This is a genomic window from Archangium sp., from assembly GCF_036277355.1.
GTDB lineage: Bacteria > Myxococcota > Myxococcia > Myxococcales > Myxococcaceae > Archangium.
The window spans coordinates 215,484-237,962 of record NZ_DASUNC010000017.1; the positions used below are offsets into that span (position 1 = coordinate 215,484).

The 22,479-nt window shown below is 67.2% G+C and carries 10 protein-coding genes; 8 read left to right on the forward strand and 2 right to left on the reverse strand.

What is annotated here, in order from left to right:
- Window positions 1-739 precede the first annotated feature (739 nt).
- From VFZ09_RS04350 to VFZ09_RS04370, 5 genes are all read left to right on the forward strand, one after another.
- Entirely contained in the window at window positions 740-11,275 is a 10,536-nt protein-coding gene (locus tag VFZ09_RS04350) for a SpvB/TcaC N-terminal domain-containing protein (RefSeq protein ID WP_329726193.1), read from the forward strand.
- Between the two features lie 3 nt (window positions 11,276-11,278).
- Window positions 11,279-11,806 (forward strand): hypothetical protein, encoded by a 528-nt coding sequence (locus VFZ09_RS04355; protein WP_329726194.1) that lies wholly within the window; start codon window positions 11,279-11,281, stop codon window positions 11,804-11,806.
- Window positions 11,807-11,930: 124 nt separating this feature from the next.
- A complete protein-coding gene (locus VFZ09_RS04360) occupies window positions 11,931-12,674 on the forward strand; it encodes an ABC transporter permease (protein ID WP_329726195.1) in 744 nt (247 codons plus the stop codon).
- Between the two features lie 6 nt (window positions 12,675-12,680).
- Entirely contained in the window at window positions 12,681-13,403 is a 723-nt protein-coding gene (locus VFZ09_RS04365; RefSeq protein ID WP_329726196.1) for an ATP-binding cassette domain-containing protein, read from the forward strand.
- Entirely contained in the window at window positions 13,396-14,412 is a 1,017-nt protein-coding gene (locus tag VFZ09_RS04370) for an MlaD family protein (RefSeq protein ID WP_329726197.1), read from the forward strand. Before VFZ09_RS04365 ends, VFZ09_RS04370 begins: the two co-directional genes overlap by 8 nt.
- Before the next feature lie 218 nt (window positions 14,413-14,630).
- Here VFZ09_RS04370 and VFZ09_RS04375 read toward each other — a convergent pair whose 3' ends face one another.
- Window positions 14,631-15,107, reverse strand: coding sequence for a hypothetical protein (locus VFZ09_RS04375; RefSeq protein WP_329726198.1), 477 nt, complete (start codon window positions 15,105-15,107; stop codon window positions 14,631-14,633).
- A complete protein-coding gene (locus VFZ09_RS04380; protein ID WP_329726199.1) occupies window positions 15,104-16,960 on the reverse strand; it encodes a glycoside hydrolase family 15 protein in 1,857 nt (618 codons plus the stop codon). The genes VFZ09_RS04375 and VFZ09_RS04380 overlap by 4 nt, the downstream gene beginning before the upstream one ends.
- A gap of 398 nt (window positions 16,961-17,358) precedes the next feature.
- On the opposite strand from VFZ09_RS04380, the gene VFZ09_RS04385 reads away from it, so the two are divergent.
- Genes VFZ09_RS04385 through nrfD form a run of 3 tightly spaced genes read left to right on the forward strand, consistent with a single transcriptional unit; the run spans window position 17,359 to window position 22,476 of the window.
- Window positions 17,359-18,006, forward strand: a complete 648-nt coding sequence (locus VFZ09_RS04385) for a cytochrome c3 family protein (RefSeq protein ID WP_329726200.1) — start codon at window positions 17,359-17,361, stop codon at window positions 18,004-18,006.
- Window positions 17,994-21,032 (forward strand): TAT-variant-translocated molybdopterin oxidoreductase, encoded by a 3,039-nt coding sequence (locus VFZ09_RS04390; RefSeq protein ID WP_329726201.1) that lies wholly within the window; start codon window positions 17,994-17,996, stop codon window positions 21,030-21,032. The genes VFZ09_RS04385 and VFZ09_RS04390 overlap by 13 nt, the downstream gene beginning before the upstream one ends.
- Window positions 21,025-22,476 (forward strand): NrfD/PsrC family molybdoenzyme membrane anchor subunit, encoded by a 1,452-nt coding sequence (gene nrfD, locus VFZ09_RS04395; protein WP_329726202.1) that lies wholly within the window; start codon window positions 21,025-21,027, stop codon window positions 22,474-22,476. The genes VFZ09_RS04390 and nrfD overlap by 8 nt, the downstream gene beginning before the upstream one ends.
- The last annotated feature ends 3 nt before the right edge of the window (window positions 22,477-22,479 follow it).

The following is a 22,479-nucleotide window of genomic DNA, read 5'->3' on the forward strand; positions in this document are numbered from 1 at the left end:
ACGAAGCACGCGCCATTCTCACAACGGCCGCGTGGATCACCGAGCACGAAGCTGCACTCACGATCCGAAGTACAACCAGAAGGCACGCAGGCTCCCGCTTCACAAGCATGGAGTCGCGGACAGTTCTCATTGGTCTTGCACAAAGTCTTGCAAGCTCCCGCGACACAGCGCTCTCCCTCGCCGAGACAGTCCCCCTGGTCCCGGCACTCCACGCACTGGCTCGCCACACAATACGGCGAAGACGTTGACGGACATTCCGAGTCCCTGGCGCAGGCCGGTTCCTTGTCCACGCAGAGCTCACTCACGCATGCGCGATTGCACTGGCAGAGCCTGCGATAGGCATCACAATCATTCGGGTCGGCTTTGCACGCCGCTTCGTAGATGTCGCAGCCCGAAGCGGGAACGAAATCGGCACAACATCCGGCATCATTCTCACACTCGACCCGGTAACACCCCTTGCCTGTCACGCTCAGGTAGGGGCGATCGGGAACACATGTCTCGTTGATGCAGGCGAGACCGAGCTTACAGTCGTTGCGAGCCCGGCAGCTCTCGCCTGCCGTACCGCGTTGAAACGAGGTTTCGCTCGAGCAGCCCGCCAGCAGACCGCCGCTCAGCAAGACCCCGAGAATGAAGATGGACGACACGGTAGGACCCAGGCGCATGATTTCCTCCATTGACAGTATCGATACATATTTGAAATCAAAGCTCTTCACATTGTCACCCCTGCTGGAGAGCCGTGATGCCTACTCACCGAGGTGGATTTTTCACCCCGCTCAAAATTTCCGCGGCTGCGGTGATGTTCCTGGTGACCTCCCTGTCCTGCCAGGGCACGGAGGAGTCCCCCACGGGCGAGACAGGTGAAATCGCCGCGCAGCGGCTCACGCCACGCGCGCTGGAGGCCAGCACGGACCCTGGCGCCTGGGCGCTCTTCGATCGCGACACCGCCATTGGATGGAGACCCTCCGCCAACAGGGGTCATACGGATGTCACGGCCCAGCTGGACGCACGCGCGGAAGTGGCCGCGCTCAAGGTGTTCGGCCCGAGCCCGTACCGTCTCTCGTTGCTCGACGCCCTGGGCCAGCGCATCTCGGGCCCTCATGACCTGACGGCCCTGCCACACGGCTGGTCGGTGCTCCCCCTGCAGGCGCCACAGCGAATGGCGCGCCTCATCCTGAGGTTCGAGCCTTCGCACGAGAACGAAGCGGTGGTCCCCGAAGTGGAGCTCTGGGGCACCTCGGAGGCCCTGCCGCTCGCCTGGGAGCCATCCACTACCTCTGGCGAAGTACCCCCCGCTGCGCTCGCCGACGTGCTCCCCGTCACCCCGGAGAGCGAGAGCCTCAGCCGAGAGCCCACCAGCGGTCTCTCTGGCTGCACCACGCTCTCGTTCCAGCTCGCACGCCACCCCGGCACATACCGGCGCGCCTGGCTGAGCTATCACGCCGAGGGCGTGTTCCGGCCACTGGTCTTGACGCGCGGCATCAACGGCGGACCGCGGATGCTCGGATTCTGGGTGCCGCCCACCGCCGAGGCCTCCGGTGAGGAGGCAAGGACATTCGTTCATCCCATTGACACCGAGCAGCTGCGCTTCGGGCACAACGAGGTCGAGTTCTGCCTGCCCAGCGAAGCCCGCGGCACCATCAAGCTCGGCGCGGTCAAGCTCATGGCCGAGCTGGATCATGGCAGCAATGCCATCGAATCCGCCTCCATCGCACCGTTCGATGCCATTCCCACGCAAGGTGCGATGGCCCTGCTCCGCGAGGGGGGTGAGGCAGTCACGGTCGCGGCGGGCCAGGAGCTGGTCGTCGCCTTCGAGCGGTGGATCTCTCCGGACGTGGTGCGCATCGCCGCTGGGTCGGAGGTAACCTGGTCCCTGCGCTGCGTGGATGCCGACGCGGTGGCGCATGACCTGCCAGCCTCTCGCCTCGAAGTCACCCCGGGCATGACGGAGTATGCCATTGGCGATGCGGGGAGCGTGCGCTGCGCTGGCCTCCGCCTGCGCCCTTCCGCGGATGTCTCGGTCACGCGCCTGCGCGTGTTTGGCTCGGGCGCTGCTCGCCGCATCGACTTTCCACGCATCGTCCTCGCGTCGGCCCGCGAGCACTTCGGGCATGAGGCGTGGGTGGAGGGTTGGGCACGTGCACCCAGTCATGTGAGTGGCGGCGTGCGCGTGAGCATCGACAGCCGGGAGACCGATGGCACCGCGGGAGTGTTCGCCTCCATGCTTCGGCGGACCACGAAGCCCGATGAGGCCTGGCCGGTGACCGTCACCGCCCGCTTCGCCGATGGAAGCACCTTCACGCGTCAGTTCGTGCTCGACCGCGACGCGGGCCTCATGCCTGGGGCCGCAACCCGAGACCCCGTGCTCAATGACGGCCTCACCCAGGAGGAGCGCCGCGCCCGCTATGGCGACGTGGGGCAACTGGCCGAGGCCGAGGTCGCGCCTGGTCAGGCGAAGCGCATCGAGCTCGGCACCCGTGTGTCGGTCGACGTCCCGGCCACCGCCATGAAGGGCCGCAAGCGTGTCTCGCTCAAGCAGCTCGATGCCTCCCAGCTTCCTCCGCTGGATCCAGGTCTCGTCAATGTCACCGCCCCCTTCCGGCGCGCTTACGAGTTCCAGCCGCACGGCGAGACCTTCGACGATGCCCTGAAGGTTTCGTTGCCCTACCAGCCCTCGCTGGTGCCGCCGGGCTATGTGCCCGAGGACATCCAGACCTTCTACTATGACGAAACCCTGAAGCGCTGGGAGCCGCTCGCCCGCGCCGGGGTCGCGCGCGACCGGGAAGTCGTCGAGAGCCTCACCGATCATTTCACCACCATGATCAACGCCATCGTGGTGGCACCCGAGCATCCGCAGATCGCCTCGTTCGATCCCAATCGCCTCAAGGGAATCAAGGCGGCCACGCCCTCGGCGGGCATCCAGCTCATCCAGCCACCGCAGGTGAGCTCCAATGGCGATGCGGCGCTGAACTACCCCCTGGAGCTTCCCCCGGGCCGGCTCGGCGTACAGCCCTCGTTCGCGCTGGGTTATAGCTCCGCGCGCGGCAACGGCTGGATGGGGCTTGGCTGGGACATCGGCCTCTCCGCCATCGAGGCCGAGACCCGCTGGGGTGTTCCCCGCTACGACGCGTCCCTGGAGACCGAGACCTACCTCTTCGATGGGGCCCAACTCTCCCCCACCGCGCACCGAAGCCTGCCGAGCCCGCGCTCCACGGGCGACAAGGTGTTCCACCCCCGCATCGAGGGCTCGTTCCAGCGCATCGTGCGCCATGGCACGGGCCCCAGCCGGTACTGGTGGGAGGTCACCGACCGCAAGGGCACGCGCTACTTCTACGGCGGTACGCCCGAGACAGGCAGAGTCTCCTCGGCATGTCTGACGGACGATGAGGGCAACGTCTTCCGCTGGGCCCTGCGTGAGATTCGCGACACCCACGGGAACCGCGTGCGCTTCGACTACGACACGGTCACCTGGAGCGCACCGGAACAGGTCCCTGGCCGTGACCTGTACCTGTCTTCGGCTCACTACACCCTGCGCGTGGGAGAGACCACGGCGCCCTATCGCGTGGTCTTCCTGCGCGAGCCCGCCTGCACGCCAGAACGCCAGACGGGCTGCCGCCGGGACCTCATCGTGAGCGGCCGCGGTGGTTTCAAGCAGGTCACCAGTGAGCGCCTGAGCCGCGTCGAGGTCCACTACCGCCAGACACTCGTGCGCGCCTGGGATCTCGACTACGACCAGGGGCCTTTCGGCAAGAGCCGGCTGAAGAAGCTCACCCAGTTCGGCGTGAACAACCGGCCCTTCCTGGGCAACGTCCACACCTTCGAGTACTTCGACGAGGTGACCAGGACGAGCACCGTCTATGACGGCTTCGCGCCGGAGCAGGCCTGGAACGCGGGACCGGAGAAGCCCGATACGGGACTCGCTCTGCCGGACGGATTCTACGATGCCATCGGAGAGGCCGATGCCAGCGCCCTGGGTGGGTCGCGGACGCGGTCGTTCGGAGGCCACCTGTACGTCGGCGTCGGCTTCGGCATGACCAAGGGGCTCTCGGTGGGAGCCAAGGTCGGCCGGCGGTCGGACGATACCAAGGGCCGGGTCGTGCTCGCGGACATCAACGGTGACGGACTGGCCGACCGCGTGTTCCGTGGCGCGGGCGGTGGTTATTTCTTCAACCGCAACCAATCCGGCCCCGCGGGCAGCGCCAGCTTCGCGACCTCGGCCGTCCCTGTCGAGGGTCTTCCGGCGCTGTCGCATGAGCGCTCGCTCATGAGCTTGTCCGTCGGCCCCGAGGCGTACTTCACCCCAGGACAGTTCCACGCGAACCTGGCCTTCTCGTCCTCGGAGCAGGACACCTATCTGTCCGACGTCAATGCGGACGGACTGGTGGACCTGGTGCAAGGCTCCGCCGTCTACTTCAACTGGCGGCGCGCGGACGGCCTGCCCCGATTCGTTCCCGGAGACAGCAGTGGCACTCCGGTGCACATCGGCGCGAGTGCAGTGGCCCCTGGTGCGCTGCCCGCATCGCTCGAGGACCCCGAGTTCGAAGCCGAGCTCGACCGCCATGCCCCGCCCGTGGATGTCGTCCGGAGTTGGCAAGCCCCCTACCCGGGGCGTGTACGCATCTCGGGAGAGGTGAGGTTGAGCCGGGCCCAGCGCTCCGGCGGAGATGGTTTCAGAGCCACCATCGAGCATGCCATCGAACCTGAAGGCAACCAGCTCTGGGCGCACGTCTTCGGCCCCGCTGAGACCCGGCCACAGAATCCCAGCGTGGAGGTCGATGTCGCCGCTGGCGAGCGCATCCTGTTCCGGGTCCACGCGCTGGAGAACGAGTGGGATGACCGGGTGAACTGGAGCCCGGTGGTCGAATACATGGGGCTCGCTCCGGACAAGGACGAGAACCGCCTCGACGTCCATCGCTTCGACGCCACAGCCGAGTTCGCGCTCGCTGGACGCGCCAACACCGGCATGAACGTCCCCTATTCCGGCACCATGCGGGTCTCGGGCCGGCTCACCAAGCTGCGCGAGACGTCCGATGACATCACCGTCATGCTCATGGTCGACGGCAAACCGGCGTTCGCCCAGGTACTCCCCCACTCGTCCCGGAGTACCGTCAATCTTGATCAGGCGATCTCGGTCAACGCCCGGAACTTCGTCTCGCTGCGCATCCACTCGGACTCGCCTGTCGATCTGACCGCACTCGCCTTCGAGCCCATCAGCGGCACGGACGGTAAGCCCAGACACGGCCCGTGGATCCGCTACACGAGCGCACGGAACGAGGATGGCCGGGCCGTGCCCGTCGTGGATCACCAAGGGAAGCCCATCTTCGACATCCCGCTGGTCTACGACATGACCACGTATTCGCTGCGCACACCGGTGAGCCCGGCTCCCGCCTTCGTGCCAACGGTCAGCGGAAACTTCCCCCTCGTGGCGACAGTCGACGCGGGCAGCACGCTTCACACGGGCACGGTGACGTTCACGGCGAAGAGCCAGGGGCGCCTGCTTGGAAAGAGGCAGGTCACCATCGACAAGGGCGGCATCCATACGATGAACCTGGATGTGCAGGTGACCGCCAACGAGCCGGTCTTCTTCTCCTTCTCCGTGAGCACCCCGGAACTGTTCGACGCCGTCCGTACCACGGTCTCGAAGGGAATCATCCCGCTCCCGTCCATCCGCTACGGCGTGGAGCGGCCGGGCCGACTCTCTCATGGCTATCGTGGCTGGGCCTACGGTGGCTACAACGGCGGTGAGGCGCGGGGCGAAAAGCCCATTCCGCCAACCGAGCTTGACAAGCCGCCGCCCTTCGACGGCACCGAGACCATCAATGAGGACACGGCCGCCGACATGGCCCGCCGGTTCTCCGAGGAGGGCATGCGAGCGTTCTCGTTGCTGCCCATGGCCGACACATTGCCCTGCCGCTACACCGAGGAGGATCCCTTCGAGTGCAGCCCGGTGCGAGGCGGCCACTGGCAGGGGCCTCATGAGCTCATCTATGTGACCGCGACCGAGATGTCGACCACGCGGCTCGGGGGTCCCCTGCCGCGGCTCCCGAAGCCAGCCCAGCTCGCCGGAACTCCGGCAGTGCCCCGCATCTCCCGCTCGCGCAACACGGCCGTGGGTGGCGGCGCCGGTCCTGCCTCCTTCTCCATGTCCGACGGGAAGTCGCGAGGCCTGCTCGATTACCTCGACATGAACGGTGACGGCTTCCCCGACGTGGTGTCGCCGGAGCGCGTCCAGTACACGTCGCCCCTGGGAGTCCTCGCGGAGCTGCGTGAGGTGCCGAGCCGCGAGCTGCGAATCAACAGCTCCGAAAGCTCGACCTTTGGCATTGGCGGCAACATCTCCAGTGCGATCGCCACCGCGCGCGGTCTGATCGGTGGCGGTGCCGAGAAGACCGGAGGTGGTTCCGCCAGCACCCAGCAGATGCAGCCGGTTGGATTCTCGCTGAGCCTGGGCGCCAGTAAGGGAGACGCCACGTCCGAGGCAGACCTCATGGACGTCAACGGTGACGGGCTGCCTGACCGGGTTTGGAAGGGCGCGGGGACGCTGGATGTGTCGCTGAACCTGGGCTACCGGTTCGCGGCTCGCGAGCCCTGGGGGCAGGCCGTCATCCACGAGGGCGTCACCGAGGAAAAGAACGCGGGCGCCTCCCTGGGCTTCAACGATGGCGTCTACGGGTTCGGCGGAGGCATCAACGGAAGCAACAGCCAATCCGGAGTCAAACCAGGCGGTGGCTCCCTGCTCGATGTCAACGGCGACGGTCTGCTCGATTACGCCACGCAGGATGCCGCTGGGCTGCGGGTGTGGTTCAACCAGGGCCATCGAATCGCCGCGAACCCGGTGATTTGGAGCGGAGGTACCGGCAGCAAGGAGATCTCCGAGAACCAGTCGACCACCCTTGGAGGTGGCGCGTACTTCACCATCAGCATCCCTGTCTTCGTTGGAATCAGCCTCATCATCAACCCGGGCGCGGACTTCGGCGAATCGGTCGGTCGGCCCACGGTCTCCATCCAGGACATCAACGGCGACGGGCATCCTGATCATCTCGTCTCGAGCAACCCGCATGAGATCAAGGTGGCTCGCAATCGCACGGGCCGCACCGACCTCCTGCGCCACGTGAAGCGTCCGCTGGGCGCGGAGTTCTGGCTCGACTACGTGCGCACCGGCAACACGCAGGACATGCCACAGAGCCGCTGGGCCTTGAGCGAGGTCAAGGTCTACGACGGCCAGGCCGACTCCGCCGAGCTTGGCAAGGTCACGGACTACTCGCTTCAGCGTATGCGCTACGAAGGAGGCCGCTACGACCGTTACGAGCGCGAGTTCTACGGCTTCGCCCGGGTCGAGGTCGACACGCTGGATACCCGCGGGTGGAATGGTGTCTCGGATTCGAGCACGCTGCCGGTCTACCGCCGCCAGAAGCTCGAGTTCCGCAACAACGGCTATCACGAGCGCGGTCTCATGGCCGCGTCGCAACTCCTGGGCGGCGACGGCTCCGTCTTCGAACGCGCCACCTACCAGTACGAGCTCCGCGACATCGAGAACGGTCTCGTGCTGACAGCCGAGCAGGCGGCGCGCACCGAGGCGGTGTTCCCGGCGCAGGTGGAGGAGCACCACTACCAGCACGAGGGCGATGCCAAGGCGTTCATCCACACCTTCACCACCCAGGACTACGACAGCTACGGCAACGTCATCTCGCTCCATGACGCGGGAGGGCCTGGAACGAGTGACGACTATCGGGCGGAGATCAAATACACGGGCCGGCTGTCCACCTGCCGTGCGCACCACATCGTGGGAGTGGCCGATAGCATCATCGTGCGAGATGCGGCTGGTACGCTCCTGCGCAAGCGGGAAGCCGATGTCGACTGTGCCAGTGGCACGGGCAACGTGAGACAGATTCGCGTGTCCCTCGACAGTGACACGGCCGCCCACACGGATCTCAGCTACGACACCGATGGCAACCTGAAGAGCGTCACCTCACCGCCCAACCACAACGGCCAGCGCTATCAGCTCCGCTATACCCATGATGATGAGGTGCGGACCCACGTGGTTCGCATCGACGACAGCTTTGGCTACTACTCCACGGCCGGGTATGACCTGCGCTTCGGTGCGCCCACGAGCGAGATCGACATCAATGGCAATCCGGTGCTCACCGAGTATGACGACTTCGGGCGCATCTCGCGTGTTCGTGGGCCTTATGAGATAGAGCGAGGGCTCGATTACACCATCCGTTTCGCGTACCGGCCCGATGCCGTGGTGCCCTATGCCACCAGCGCGAACATGGATGTGTTCCGCAATGTGACCGATCCGATCGAGACGGTGACCTTCGTGGATGGCCTCGGCCGGGCCATCCAGACGAAGAAGGATGGCACTCTGCACCGCGGGGTCGATGCCGCTGCGCAGGATGCCATGATCGTGTCGGGCCGCACGCACCTCGATCCCTGGGGCCGGGTCATCGCGCGGTGGTATCCCACCGAGGAGCCCAAGAGCACGGCGCGAAATCTGTCATTCACCCGGCCGGTGGATACCAGCGCACCGCCTACGCGCATCACCCATGACCTGCTCGACCGCGAACTCCTGGTCGTGATGCCCGATGACGCACGGACGCAGAGGACTTATTCGCTGGGGTCGGCGCTCTCGGGTGGCGGCCTGTGGGCATTGACCACCACGATCGATGCCGAGAACAACCGCCGCGATGCCTGGCGTGACGCGCGCGACAACATCCGCGCAGTGGTCGAGTACCTGGACGGACGGGGGATCACCACGCGCTACGAGTACGATCCGCTCAAGCAAATCCGGCGCGTGCTCGACGCGGCTGGCAATCTCACGCGGTCGGATTACGACCTGGCCGGCCGGAGAACCGACGTAGTCCATCCCGACAGCGGCCACACCGAGATGGCCTATGACGAAGCGGGCAACATCATCCGGCGAATCACAGCCAACCTGCGCCGTGAAGGCGGGGCAATCGAATACCGGTACGACTTCACGCACCTGACCGAGATCCGATACCCGCGCTACCACGACAACGACGTGACCTATGCCTGGGGCGGAGCCTCACTTCGGGATCAGGGTGGCAATCGTGTGGGCCGTATCGTGCGCGTGGACGACAACAGCGGATTCGAGGAGCGGCGCTACGGCGCGCTTGGCGAGACTGTCTACGAGCGGCGCAGCATTGACAGCCGCACCATGGGCAACAGTTCCAACAGCCCAGAGATCTACGTGACGCGGTACATCTACGATACCTGGGGACGGCTGCAGCAGATGGTCTACCCGGATACCGAGGTGCTCACGTACTCATACGACTCAGGCGGGCAGGTTCGCGCGGTCGAAGGCGTGAAGCTGGGAGTCCGGTTCCCCTATGTGACTCGGTTGGAGTACGACCGGTTCGATCAGCGTGAGTTCCTGCAGACAGGTAACGGCATCCGCACGCACTATGGCCATGATGCGCGCAGCCGACGGCTCGCCACCCTCGCAGCCGGGGAGTTCCAACGATTTACGTATAAGTTTGATAAAGTTGGCAACGTCACCAACCTGGTTAACGACGTGCCGCATGCGCGACCAAACGAGTACGGCGGGCGGGTCGAGCAAATCTTCTCCTACGATGACCTGTACCGGCTGACCAGTGCGACCGGTACGTGGTTCCAACCACCGGGCAAGAGCAACGAATACTCGTACGTGCTGCAGTACGACGAAATCCACAAAATCAAGCTAAAGAACCAGCAGCATTGGATCCGCAATCGCAGTGACAGCAAGCCCATTCCGCAGCACAAGACCACCTACGCATGGAATTACGATTACGGCTCCGCCAAGCCGCACGCGGCGACACACATTGGAGACCGGACGTTCTTCTACGATGACAACGGCAACCAGACGGGGTGGGACGATGACCGCAATGGTCAACGCCGGACGATCGTGTGGGACGAGGAGAACCGCGTCCACTCGATCTCCGACAATGGGCGGACCACGCGCTTCGTGTATGATGATGGAGGGGACCGGATCATCAAGACGGGCGCACAAGGCGAAACCGTCTATGTGAATGACAAATGGACCGTGCGGAACCGGTCTGTGGGAACCAAGCACGTCCATGTCGGCACGATGCGCATTGCGTCCAAACTGTCTCCAGGCGATGCACACGTGCGACCGGATGACCATGACCTGGTCTCCATGATGCTCGGCAAGTGGTGGGAGCATCGCTCGGTGAACGGCCATCAGAGTGGCCGCAATGTGGAGAAGAATCCGCATTACGAAGTGCCCAGCGAGATGCCAGATGATGGAATGCCGGATACGAACTTCCTGTACTTCTATCATTCGGATTACATCGGCAGTACGAGTTACGTGACGGATGTGGACGGGGAACTGTATGAGCACATGCAGTACTTTCCGTCTGGCGAGCCCTGGGTGGACCAGCGGTCCAATACCGAGCGATTGCCTCACTTGTTCACCAGCAAGGAACTGGATCAGGAGACCGGGCTTCATTACTTCGGGGCGCGGTATTACGATCCACGAGTGGGGTTGTGGACGAGCACGGATCCGGCATCCTCCGATTACCTTGATGGACAAGCCGGTTTTGGCGGCGTGTACCAACCAGTCAATCTGTCAACGTACGCATACGCTGGTCACAACCCACAGACCTACATCGATCCGGACGGCCGAATCGTCTGGCTGCCCGTACTCGCAGCAGCCTGGGCGATTACGGAAGTGGGACTGGCCGCTTACGATGCCTACAATGCATATCAAACAATCAATGACCCGAACGCCACCACGTTCGACAAGGGAATTGCCGTCGGCGGCGTCCTGCTCTCGGCCCCGCTTCCAGGCGGCGGTTACGGTGCAATTGGCAAACTGGGAAAAGAGGTTGTTGAGGAGACCTTCGAGCAAGGATTCAAGCAAGGCAGCCGCGAGGTCGCCGAGAAGGTTGCAAGCGAAACCAGCCAGTTCATCGACGATGCCGCAAAGAAGGCTGGAAATCGCCGGGGGCCGAAAACGGACCCCAATGCTCCTCACAACGCCAAGATACGAGAAGAGGCCGACCGGCTTGAAACGGAAGGAAATACCATCATTGCCGGGGGGGGCAGAGCAAAGGAGCGACTCATTCCAACGCCGGGAGGCTCCAAGAGCGGCCGGCGGCCGGATATTTTGTATGAGACCCCGGATGGAAAGATCCAAGGTAGAAATATCGGGAAAACCAAGGCGGACGGATCGCCTGTACCGCGAGAAGTGGATGCCCTCAACGACCTTAATGGCCCCGGTGGGGTTCCAACCGACTTCGTTCCTTACGATAGGTAACAAATGACTGATATTTCTATTCAGCTCCATGCGCTACCGGAAGAACTCCTGCCCATCATGAGTGAATGCGCACGAGATTTCAGCCTGCATGTCACGGCATTGAGATTCAAGCCATTCACGGCCACCGCGATCGATGCAGACGTTCTTCATGAGCCCATGCTTGATGGAGGTGTGCGACGAATCGCATTCACGATTACGAAACCATCCCTTCCGGCGGAAACTCTCAATGGGTTTCTCGATCGGAACCCCGATGCCTTGTTGTTGGATCTGGGCCGTCTCAAGGAAAACGGTCTCGGGGAATCATGGCTGACGGCACGCACGTCCAACACGGTGGCGCTCGAAATATGGAAACGGGTAGCGCAGAAGTTCCGAAGCGCAACAAAGGCAGGCGCTATTGCAATCGACCCCAGAACCGGAGCCACATCGAAACTCAAGGCGCATCGCTACTCCGAAGGAGCCAGAGCACTCCAGTCAAAAGGAGTGGTGATGCTTCCGGTAGCGGGAAGCTCCATTATTAAATTACCTGATTGAAAACAGCCCAAGCTCGCCGAAAAGCCGTATAATGCGGCTCCGCGCTTGGGCACTTTTCACTTCAGCAGCCACTCCGCCCTATTCATTCCAGGGTTTGTGCCTGACTGGTAGCATCGGGGCCGTCATGAACCCCCTGGCCTTCATCGGAGCCCCGGCCTTGATGCTCGCGCGCACGGTGCGGGCGAGCGTGCGCCATGGCCTGTCCTGGCGCGAGTGCCTGCACCAGTTGCACGAGACGGGCTCGCGCAGCGCGTGGCTGGTGATGTCGGGGATGGCCTTCTTCGGGGCGGTGCTGGTGACGTTCGCGGACAGCCAGGCGCGCAAGGTGACGGGGAACCTGCCGGTGGTGGGTCCGCCCTACTTCGAACTGCTGGTGCGGGAGTTCGGCCCGGTGGTGTCGGCGCTGCTGGCGGCGGCGCGCGGCGGGGCGAGCCACAGCGCGGAGCTGTCCACCATGAGCGTCAACGAGCAGGTGGAGGCGCTGGAGATGTCGGCGGGAGACCCGTACGCGGACCTGGTGGCGCCGAGGGTGGTGGCGGGGCTGGTGGGGGTGCCGCTGCTGTGCATCGTGGGGACGATGGCGGCGACGCTGTCGGCGGTGGCCACGGCGAGCTGGGCCTTCGGGGTGGACGGGACGGCCTTCATGGACGCGCGGTTCGTGGATGGGTGGGACGTGCTTGCGGGGCTGACGAAGGGAGCGGGCTGCGGCCTCTACATTCCGCTGGCGGCGGCGGTGGCGGGCCTGTCCGCGCGCGGAGGCGCCGAGGCGGTGGGCGAGGCCACCACGCGCGGGGTGGTGGCGGCGTGCTTCGGCTGCCTGCTGATCGCCTTCGTGGTGGCGCTCGGCTTCCAGGCGCTGGGAGTGTGAGCGGGAATGCTGCGCTTCTCCGACGTGGAGGTGACGTTCGAGTCCGGCCGGCGGGTGCTGACGGGGCTGAGCGCGGAGCTGTCCACGCGGGAGCTGACCTTCGTGGCCGGCGCGAGCGGCGCGGGCAAGAGCGTACTGTGCCGGCTGGCGGTGGGGCTGCTGAAGCCAGAGTCGGGCCGGGTGGAGCTGCTCGGCGAGCGGGTGGACACGATGCCCGAGCGCGCCCTGCGGGCCCTGCGCCAGCGGGCGCCGTACCTGGTGCAGGGCCCGGCACTGTTGGACTGGCGGACGCTGCGGGAGAACGTGGCCCTGGCGGCTCCGGGCCTGTCACCGGAGGCGGTGCACGAGGCCCTGGCCCAGGTGGGGCTGGAAGCGGCGGCGGATCGGCTGCCCACCGAGCTGGGGCCCGGGGCGAAGAAGCGGGCGGCCATCGCCCGGGCGCTGGCGCTGCGGCCGGAGTACCTGCTGCTGGACGAGCCCACCACCGGGCTGGACCGGAGGGCGGCGGCGCAAGTGGAGGAGGTGCTCGCCTCGGTGAAGGCCCGGGGGCTGGGCGCGTTGGTGGTGTCCCATGACTACCGGCTGCTGCGGACGTTGGCGGACCGGGTGCTGGTGGTGGGTGGGGGGCGATGCGCCTTCCTGGGCACACCGGAGGCATTCCTGGCATCCTCGGAACCGGAGCTACGGGCCCTGACGGCGCCCTTCCTGGAGAGCGCATCGGATGGATGAGCGTCGCTTGGAGATGAAGGTGGGCGCGCTGGTGCTGGCGGCGCTGGTGGGCGTGCTCGGGCTGCTGTGGTTGATGGGCGAGCTGACGCTGGGCCGCGACACGGTGCTCTCGGTGGACTTCAGCCACACGGGCAACGTGGTGAAGGGCGCGCCGGTGAAGCTGGGCGGCGTGGTGGTGGGCCGGGTGGAGGAGATCCACCTGGAGCCGGACCGGAGGGACGCGCAGGGCCGGCCGCTGCCCGTGCGGATGGGGCTCTCGGTGAAGCCCGAGGCCATGGTGGCCCTGCGGGAGGACACGCGGGTGACGGTGGCCACGGTGGGGCCGCTGGGCGAGCCGTACCTGGAGCTCAACCCGGGCTCCGCGTCCTCCCCTCCCCTGCCCGCCTCTGGAGGCTCGCTGCGGGGCACGGACGCGCCGCGGTTGGATCTGGTGGCCCAGCAGCTCTCGGCCTTCCTGGATGTGGCGAGCGGCGCGCTCGCGGAGGATCCGGAGGGCATGCGCAACCTGGCCACCAACCTGTCCCGGCTGACGGGCACGTTGGCCGGCGTGCTGAGCGACAACCGGGGCGACCTGAAGAGCCTGACGGGCGATCTGACCGCGGCGGCGAAGGACCTGCGGATGCTGGCCAAGGTGACTCGGGAGGCCATGCAGCCCGGAGGCACCGGGGCCCGGCTGCTGGGCGACGCGGCGGAGACGGCGGCGCTGATGAAGCGCGAGCTGCCCGGCCTCTCCGGCTCGGCGGCGAAGACGCTCAACGGGCTGTCGATGGTGACGGGCGGGCTCGACGCGAAGGATGGCGAGCGGCTGAAGCTGGCGCTGGAGCGCTACACGGCCGCGGGCGAGAAGCTCGATCAGATGGCCGCGAAGGCGGACCGGCTGCTCGCGCGCATCGAGGCCGGCGAAGGCACGGTAGGTGCGTTGCAGAAGGACAAGCAGGTGTACGACGACCTGAAGACCCTGCTGTCGGACCTGCGCAAGCACCCGTGGAAGATGCTCTGGAAGGAGTGAGGGAGCCGAGCCTCTCCCGGCGCGATGGACGGGTTGACTACTCAACCACGAGAAGTCAGGGGCTCATGGAGATGCCCGAGCCCGGAGGCTGATCGCGCACGAGCCACGGGTTGACAGGTAGACGCGCCCCCGGGGGAACGAGTCCGCGGCCCGACACAGCTCCATCCCCTGGCCCAGGGTGCAATCCCCCACCCGGGCAGGACGGCGCACCTTGTCCCTCACATCCGCAAGAGGCCGCCGAGCATCACGCCAAAGGCCGCGTGCGACACCAGCGCCATCAAGGGTGTCCGCGTCCCGTAGTGCAACCCCAGGAAGCCTGGCGGCTCCAATTGCTTCACTTCCGTGGGGCCCTGGGACTCGCTCGCCATCCTCGGGTGTACGGCGGGCATGGCCGGCAGCACCACCAGCAGCACGAAGCCCGCGTGCAGCACCCCCATCAGCCCCCCCAGCCACCAGCTCGCCCGCCCCCAGGCGGCGAAGGCCACCACGTACACCCCGGAGAACAACAGTCCGAGCAACAGGTGCAGCCCCAGCCCATACACCTTCGCCCTGTCCCGGTCCGCCGTCACCATCGAGCCCAGCAGGTAGGGCAGGTTCATCCGCGTCAGCCTCAGTTGCTGGCTCCCCGCCAGCAGCCCCGTCAGCACCAGGGTGCTCACGAAGCCCCACACCCCCCAGCGCAACAGCCAGCTCATGCCCGCGCCTCCTCGCCGGTTTCCTCCCGCCCCGGGCGCCACACCGGCTCGCGCCAGGGCCTCGCCTCCTCCAGCTCCAGCGCCGCCGAGATGAGGCCCACGTGCGTGAAGGCCTGGGGGAAGTTGCCCCGGGCCTCCCCCGTCTCCGGGTCCAGCTCCTCCGCGTACAGCCCCACGTCGTTGGCGTGGTGCAGCAGCCGCGCGAAGGACTCCTCCGCCTCCGCGAAGTCCCCTCCCCCCTTCGCCAGGAAACCCACCCGCCAGAAGGCGCAGATGCCGAACGCGCCCTCGCCCTCGTGGATGTCGTCCTCATTGCGGAACAGCAGCCCGTCCCCCACCCCGAGCCGCTCCTGGATGCACCGGTACGTGCTCCGCATCCGCTCCGAGCGCGCGTCCTCGAAGCCGTACCAGGACAGCAGCAGCAGGTCCGCGTCCACCTCGTCGCCGTCCAGCTTGCGCACATAGCTGTGCAGCCGCTGGTTCCATCCCCGCGTCCGGATCTCCTCGCGCAGCTGCTCGCGCGCCTCCCGGAAGCGCTCCACCGGCACCCGCACGCCCCGGAATACCCCGCGCCCGTGCAGCTCCAGCAGCCGCTCCAGCGCCATCCAGCACGACACCTTGGAGAAGGTGTGCTCGCCGCGGCCCGAGCGCGGCTCCCAGATGCCCTCGTCCGGCCGCTCCCAGACCTTCGTCACGTATTCGCCGAAGCGCCGGAGCATCTTCAGCGCGTCCCGATCCAGGTGCCCGCCGCGACGCGCCAGCTGCGCCACCGCGTCGATGGCCTCTCCATAGGCGTCCAGTTGGAGCTGCGTGGCCGCCGCGTTGCCCACCCGCACCGGACGGGAGCCCTCGTAGCCACGCAGGTGTGGCAGCTCGCGCTCGCCCGCGCGCACCCGTCCGTAGACGTCGTAGAAGACGTGCATCCGCGGCTGCGTCAGCCACGTGGCGCGCAGCAACCAGGACACGAAGGCCTCCGCCTCCTCCTCGTAGCCGAGCCCGTAGAAGGCCCGCGCGGTGAAGGCCGCGTCCCGCACCCAGCAGAAGCGGTAGTCCCAGTTGTCCTTCCCGCCCGGCACCTCCGGCAGGGACGTGGTGGGCGCCGCCACCACGCCTCCCGAGGGCCCGAACGTCAGCAGCTTCAACGCCAGCGCGCTGCGCACCACCGCCTCCCGGTACGGCCCCGTGTACGTGCACTTCGCCGCCCAGTGGCGCCACGCCTTCACCGTACGTGTCACGTGCTCCCAGGTGAAGCGCCCCACCGGCGGCAGCACCGCCGGCCCATCGTCCGTCGCCGTGAGCGAGAAGTGCACCCGCTGCCCCGCCCGGAGCGGCAGCCGCCCGGACAGCCCTCCCTCCGGTCCCGGCCGCAGCGGCACGTCCGTGCGCAGCGTGTACAGCCACCCGCCCTGCTCCAGCCTCCAGCCCAGCTTCCCCCCATCCTTCACCCGGGCCTTCGCCCTCCCGTAGTCCGGCCTCGGATCATAGAGGACCTCCAGCGTCACCTCTCCCCGCTCGCAGGACACGCAACGCACCAACTCGCGCTCGGGACGAGGCCAGGGCGGGCGCTCCTCGTGGATGGGCATCAGGTCCGTCACCACCAGCACGCCCGTGTCCGTCTCGAAGCGCGTCTCGAGCACGTTGGTGTCCGGCAGGTAGCGCCGCGTCGCTCGCGAGGGCCCCACCGGGTGCAGGCGCCAGGTGCCGCCCGCCTCCGGATCCAGCAGCGCCGCGAACAATGAGGCGCTGTCGAAGCGTGGCCAGCACAGCCAGTCGATGGCGCCCGCGCGCGAGACGAGCGCGGCGCCATGACCGTCCCCGATGATGGCGTAGTCGTGAATGCGCGCGCGCCGCAAGGCGGGCCTCCCTTCCCGGAGGGTGGTCACTCCGCCGGGAGCGTCAGCCGGAGGAGAGCGCCGGGCGCCCGTCCTCCTGGCCGCTGAAGCGGTGCGCGGGCGGGACCTCTCCCCAGCCCATGCACCTCTCCTGTCGGAAAGGTGGCACCGGGGCGCATGGGTTCAACCCGGGGAGCGAGCCCACGCTCGGATGAGCACGGCAGCGAATGCCAGGTACGATGGTAGGTAGACAACCAGGTTCGGGGTCGAACCCGCGTGCGATTCCAGACATCGTGTGAACAGTCGCGGTTCACTATTGGAACGACGTGAAACGCACGCTTGGTGAGCTTGTCTGCCATTCGTAGGGTCGAAGGCCCTCGGAGACGCTCGTTGATGGGAGCGAAGGTCCGAGGCGCTCTATGGCCTGGGTCTTCAAACGACGCGCGAATACGGTGTCCCGAGTCGTCGCCGCGGCCTTGCTGGCCACGCCGGGGCTCGTGCTCTTCCTGCTGTGGCTCTACGCGCGCAGCCCGCTGGCGCAGAACATGCGCCAGCCCATCGCCCAACCGGTGCAGTTCGACCACCGCCACCACGCGGGCGACGAGGCCATCGACTGCCGCTACTGCCACAGCTCCGTCGAGGTGTCCTCCAGCGCCGGCTACCCCTCGGTGTCCACCTGCCTCAACTGCCACTCGCAGATATGGACGCAGAGCCCGCTGCTCGAGCCGGTGCGCCAGTACTACTTCGCGGACCGGCCGATTCCCTGGAACCGCGTCCATGATCTGCCGGACTTCGTCTACTTCAACCACTCCATCCACGTGAACAAGGGCGTGGGCTGCGTCACCTGCCACGGGCGGGTGGACCTCATGCCGGAGATCACCCAGGCGCATCCGCTCTCCATGGGCTGGTGCCTGGAGTGCCACCGCAATCCCACGCCCAACCTGCGTCCGCTCGACACCATCACCTCCATGCGTTGGCAACCGAGGCCCGGAGATCCACCGGCCGAGGAGCTGGCGCGCCGCTACGACGTCCACCCCCGAACGAACTGCACGACATGCCACCGCTGACCGATCGCCATCCGCTGCCGGTGCTCCAGGACTCGTCTCGGACAGGCCCCTCCGGGCCGGGAAGGGACGAGGAACGCCCACGCACGTGGCGCAGCCTGGAGGAGCTCCACGGCTCGCCCGAGCTGGCCCGCGCCGCCGAGCGCGAGTTCCCCCCCGGCGCCACCGAGCCTCCCCAGGGATTGGACCGGCGCCGCTTCCTCCAGCTCGCGGGCACCACGGCGGCGCTGGCGGGGCTGGCCGCGTGCAAGCAGCCGGCGGAGAAGGTGATGCCGTACACGCGCCAGCCACCGGACGTCATTCCCGGCGTGCCCAACGCCTATGCCACGGCCTGGGAGCACGAGGGCTACGCGGCGGGCCTGGTGGTGACGAGCTGGGAGGGCCGGCCCACGAAGGTGGAGGGCAACCCGGACCACCCGGCGAGCCTCGGGGCCACCAACCACCTGGCCCAGGCGCTGCTGGTGGACCTCTACGACACCCGGCGGCTGAAGGCGGTGAAGCAGCGGGGCGCGTTGCGCTCCTTCCCGGCGTACCTCGAGGAGCAGGCGGAGCACGCGCGCGGGCTGGAGGCCAGGGGGGGCGAGGGGCTGTGGTTCCTCCTGGAGCCCTCCTCTTCCCCGACGCGGCGCGAGCTGCTCGAGCGCATCCGCCAGCGCTTCCCGAGGGCGCGCGTGGAGACGTACTCGGCCACCGCGAGGGACAACGTGTACGAGGGCGCGCGGCTCGCCTTCGGCCGGCCGCTGGAGACGCGCGTGCGCTACGACGAGGCGCGCGTGGTGCTGTCGCTGGACGCGGACTTCCTCACCCGGGGCCCCTTCGCCCTGCGCCAGGCGCGGGAGTTCTCCCGCACGCGGCTGCCGGAGCCCGGGCCGATGAGCCGGCTGTACGTGGCGGAGAGCCACCACGGCGTCACGGGGATGAACGCGGACCACCACCTGCGGATGAAGCCCTCGGAGGTGGAGCGCTTCGCCCTGGCGGTGCTGGGCGAGCTGGCGCGCACCCACAATCTCGCCGGGCTCGCGCGCTTCCAGGAGCGGGAGCTCTCCTGGCCGGAGAAGGCGAAGGAGGTGCGCGCGGTGGCGGCGGACCTGGCGCGCAACGGAGATCGCTCGGTGGTGGTGGCGGGAGAGCGGCAGCCGCCCCGGGTGCACGCCGTGGCGCACCTGCTCAACGCGGCGCTCGGCAGCCACAAGCGCCTCATCACGCTGCACGAGCCCGGGGTGGACGCGGTGCGCAGCGGGCCCGAGGTGCTGCGCGAGCTCTCCGAGGCGGCGCTCGCGGGCCGGGTGGACACGCTGGTGGTGACGGCGTTCGACCCCGTCTACACGGCGCCCGTGGGGGTGACGCTGGGCGCGGCGGTGAGCGCGGTGCCCAACTCCATCTACCTGGCGTTCCGCGAGGACGACACGGCGAAGCAGAGCGCGTGGGTGCTCCCGGCGGCGCACGTGCTCGAGTCCTGGGGCGACGCGCGCGCCCTGGACGGCACGGTGAGCATCATCCAGCCGCTCATCCAACCGCTCTACGCGGGGGTGACGGAGCTGGACGTGCTCTCCCCCTTCGCGGGCGTGGCGGAGCAGCCGGCGTACCAGTTGGTGAAGGGCCACTGGGCGAGGCAGTGGGGCGGAGCGGGCCTGGCCTTCGAGGACGCGTGGGAGCAGTGGCTCGCGGTGGGCACCGTCCCGGACACCGCGGCGCCCGCCGTGGCGGCCACGGTGGACGCGGGCGCGGTGGACGCGAGCCTCCAGGCCTACTCGCCCAGGGCCTCCCAGGGCTTCGAGCTCAACCTGGTGCCCGGCTACAAGGTGCACGACGGGCGCTACTTCCACAACGCCTGGCTGCAGGAGATGCCGGAGCCGCTGACGATGCTCGCGTGGGGCAACGCGGCGTTCCTCAGCCCGAAGACGGCCGAGCGCCTGAAGGTGTCGCCCCGGGACAAGGTGAAGCTCACGCTGCGCGACCGGTGGCTGGAGGCCCCGGTGTACGTGCTGCCCGGGCACGCGGACGACACGGTGACGGTGGAGCTCGGCTGGGGGCGCGAGTGGCTCGACGACAGCATCGAGAAGCTCGGCACGCTGGGCGTCAATGCGTACCTGCTGCGGCACGTGGACGCGCCGTGGTTCACCGACGGCCTGAAGGTGGAGAAGGTGGAGGGGCGCGGGGAGTACGCGACGTCGCAGGACCACTGGTCCATGCACGGCCGCGAGGTGGCCATCCAGGACAAGCTGGAGGAGTTCGAGAAGAAGAAGTCGCACTACCTGCACCACCTCAAGGGGGACGTGGAGAAGCTGTACGACCCCTTCAAGTACGAGGAGGGCTACCAGTGGGCCATGGGCATCGACCTGAGCCGGTGCATCGGCTGCGGAGCGTGCGTGGTGGCCTGCCAGGCGGAGAACAACATCCCCGTGGTGGGGCGCACCATGGTGGAGAAGGGCCGGGAGATGCACTGGCTGCGGGTGGACCGCTACTTCGAGGGCTCCCCGGACGAGCCGCACGCCATTCCGCAGCCGATGATGTGCCAGCACTGCGAGGCGGCGCCGTGCGAGTACGTGTGCCCGGTGAACGCCACCGTCCACTCGGACGAGGGCCTCAACGAGATGGTCTACAACCGCTGCGTCGGCACGCGGTACTGCTCCAACAACTGCCCCTACAAGGTCCGGCGCTTCAACTACCTCGACTACAACCCGCGGGTGAGCGAGCTGGAGAAGCTGCGCATGAACCCGGACGTCACCGTGCGCATGCGCGGGGTGATGGAGAAGTGCACGTACTGCGTGCAGCGCATCGAGCGGGCCCGCATCGAGTCACGCAAGGCGCGCGAGCCCATCGACACCGAGGCGCTCCAGAGCGCGTGCGCGCAGGTGTGCCCCACGGAGGCCATCGTCTTCGGCTCGCTGCACGCGGAGGGCTCCGAGGTGGTCCGGCGCCACAAGGACCCGCGCCACTACGCGGTGCTGCACGAATTGGGGACGCGCCCGCGCACCGCCTACCTCTCGCGCATCAAGAACCCCAACCCGGAGCTCGAGCATGGCTGAGGGACAGGCTGCCGGGGAACAGGCGGCGGAGACCCCCACGAAGGACCCGCTCGAGCCCATTCCCCTCATCGAGGGAAGGCAGAGCCCGGAGAGCCTCACGGCCTCGCTGCTGCAACCCATCCAGCGCAAGCCGGGCCGGGTGTGGTGGTCGCTGTTCTTCCTGACGCTGGGGGGGACGGCGCTCTTCTTCACGGCCATCACGGTGACGTTCGTCCGGGGCGTGGGGGCCTGGGGCAACAACATCCCGGTGGCGTGGGCCTACGGCATCATCGACTTCGTGTGGTGGATCGGGTTCGGCCACGCGGGCACGCTGATCTCCGCCATCCTCGTGCTCTTCCAGCAGAAGTGGCGCGCGTCGGTGAACCGCTTCGCCGAGGCGATGACGCTCTTCGCGGTGATGCAGGCGGGCCTCTTCCCGCTGCTGCACCTGGGGCGGCCCTGGGTCGCCTACTGGCTGGTGCCCTACCCGAGCACCATGCGGGTGTGGCCCAACTTCCGCAGCTCGCTGCCGTGGGACATGGTGGCCATCACCACGTACTTCACCGTGTCGCTGCTGTTCTGGTACCTGGGCCTCATCCCGGACCTGGCCGCGGCGCGGGACAGGGCCACCACGCGCCGGAGGCAGTTCTGGTACGGGCTGGCCTCGTTGGGGTGGACGGGCTCGGCGAGGCACTGGCACCACTGGAAGACGGGCTACCTGCTGCTCGCGGGGCTGGCCACGCCGCTGGTGCTCAGCGTGCACACCATCGTCAGCTTCGACTTCGCCATCGCCCAGTTGCCCGGGTGGCACAGCACCATCTTCCCGCCCTACTTCGTGGCGGGCGCCATCTTCTCGGGCCTGGCGCTGGTGCTCACGCTGCTCATCCCCACGCGCAAGCCCCTGGGCCTGGACCATGTCATCACCGACAAGCACCTGGACATCATCTGCAAGCTGCTGATGGCCACGGGGATGATGGTCGGCTACGGCTACCTGCAGGAGCACTTCTTCGCCTGGTACAGCGGCGACGAGTACGAGATGGCCGCCTACGCGTACAAGCGCACGGGCGGCTGGGCGTGGCTCTTCTGGTATCAACTCTTCTCCAACGTGCTGGTGCCGCAGCTCTTCTGGTTCGCGAAGCTGCGCACCAACGTGGTGGTGGTGTGGCTCGCCGCGGTGGCGGTGGACATCGGCATGTGGGTGGAGCGCTTCACCATCATCGTGCCGCCGCTCTCCCATGACTTCCTGCCCAAGAGCTGGGAGTGGTACTCGCCCACGTGGGTGGACTGGAGCCTGCTGGGCGGCTCCATGTGCTTCTTCGGCTGGCTCTTCCTGCTCTTCCTCAAGTTCGTCCCGCCAGTGTCCATCAGCGAGGTGAAGGAGCTGCACCACGAGCTGAAGGAAGCCCTGGAGCACCAGGAGCAGGTGCGGCGCACCGAGAGCCTCCTGCCGGAGAAGGGGGCCTGAGCC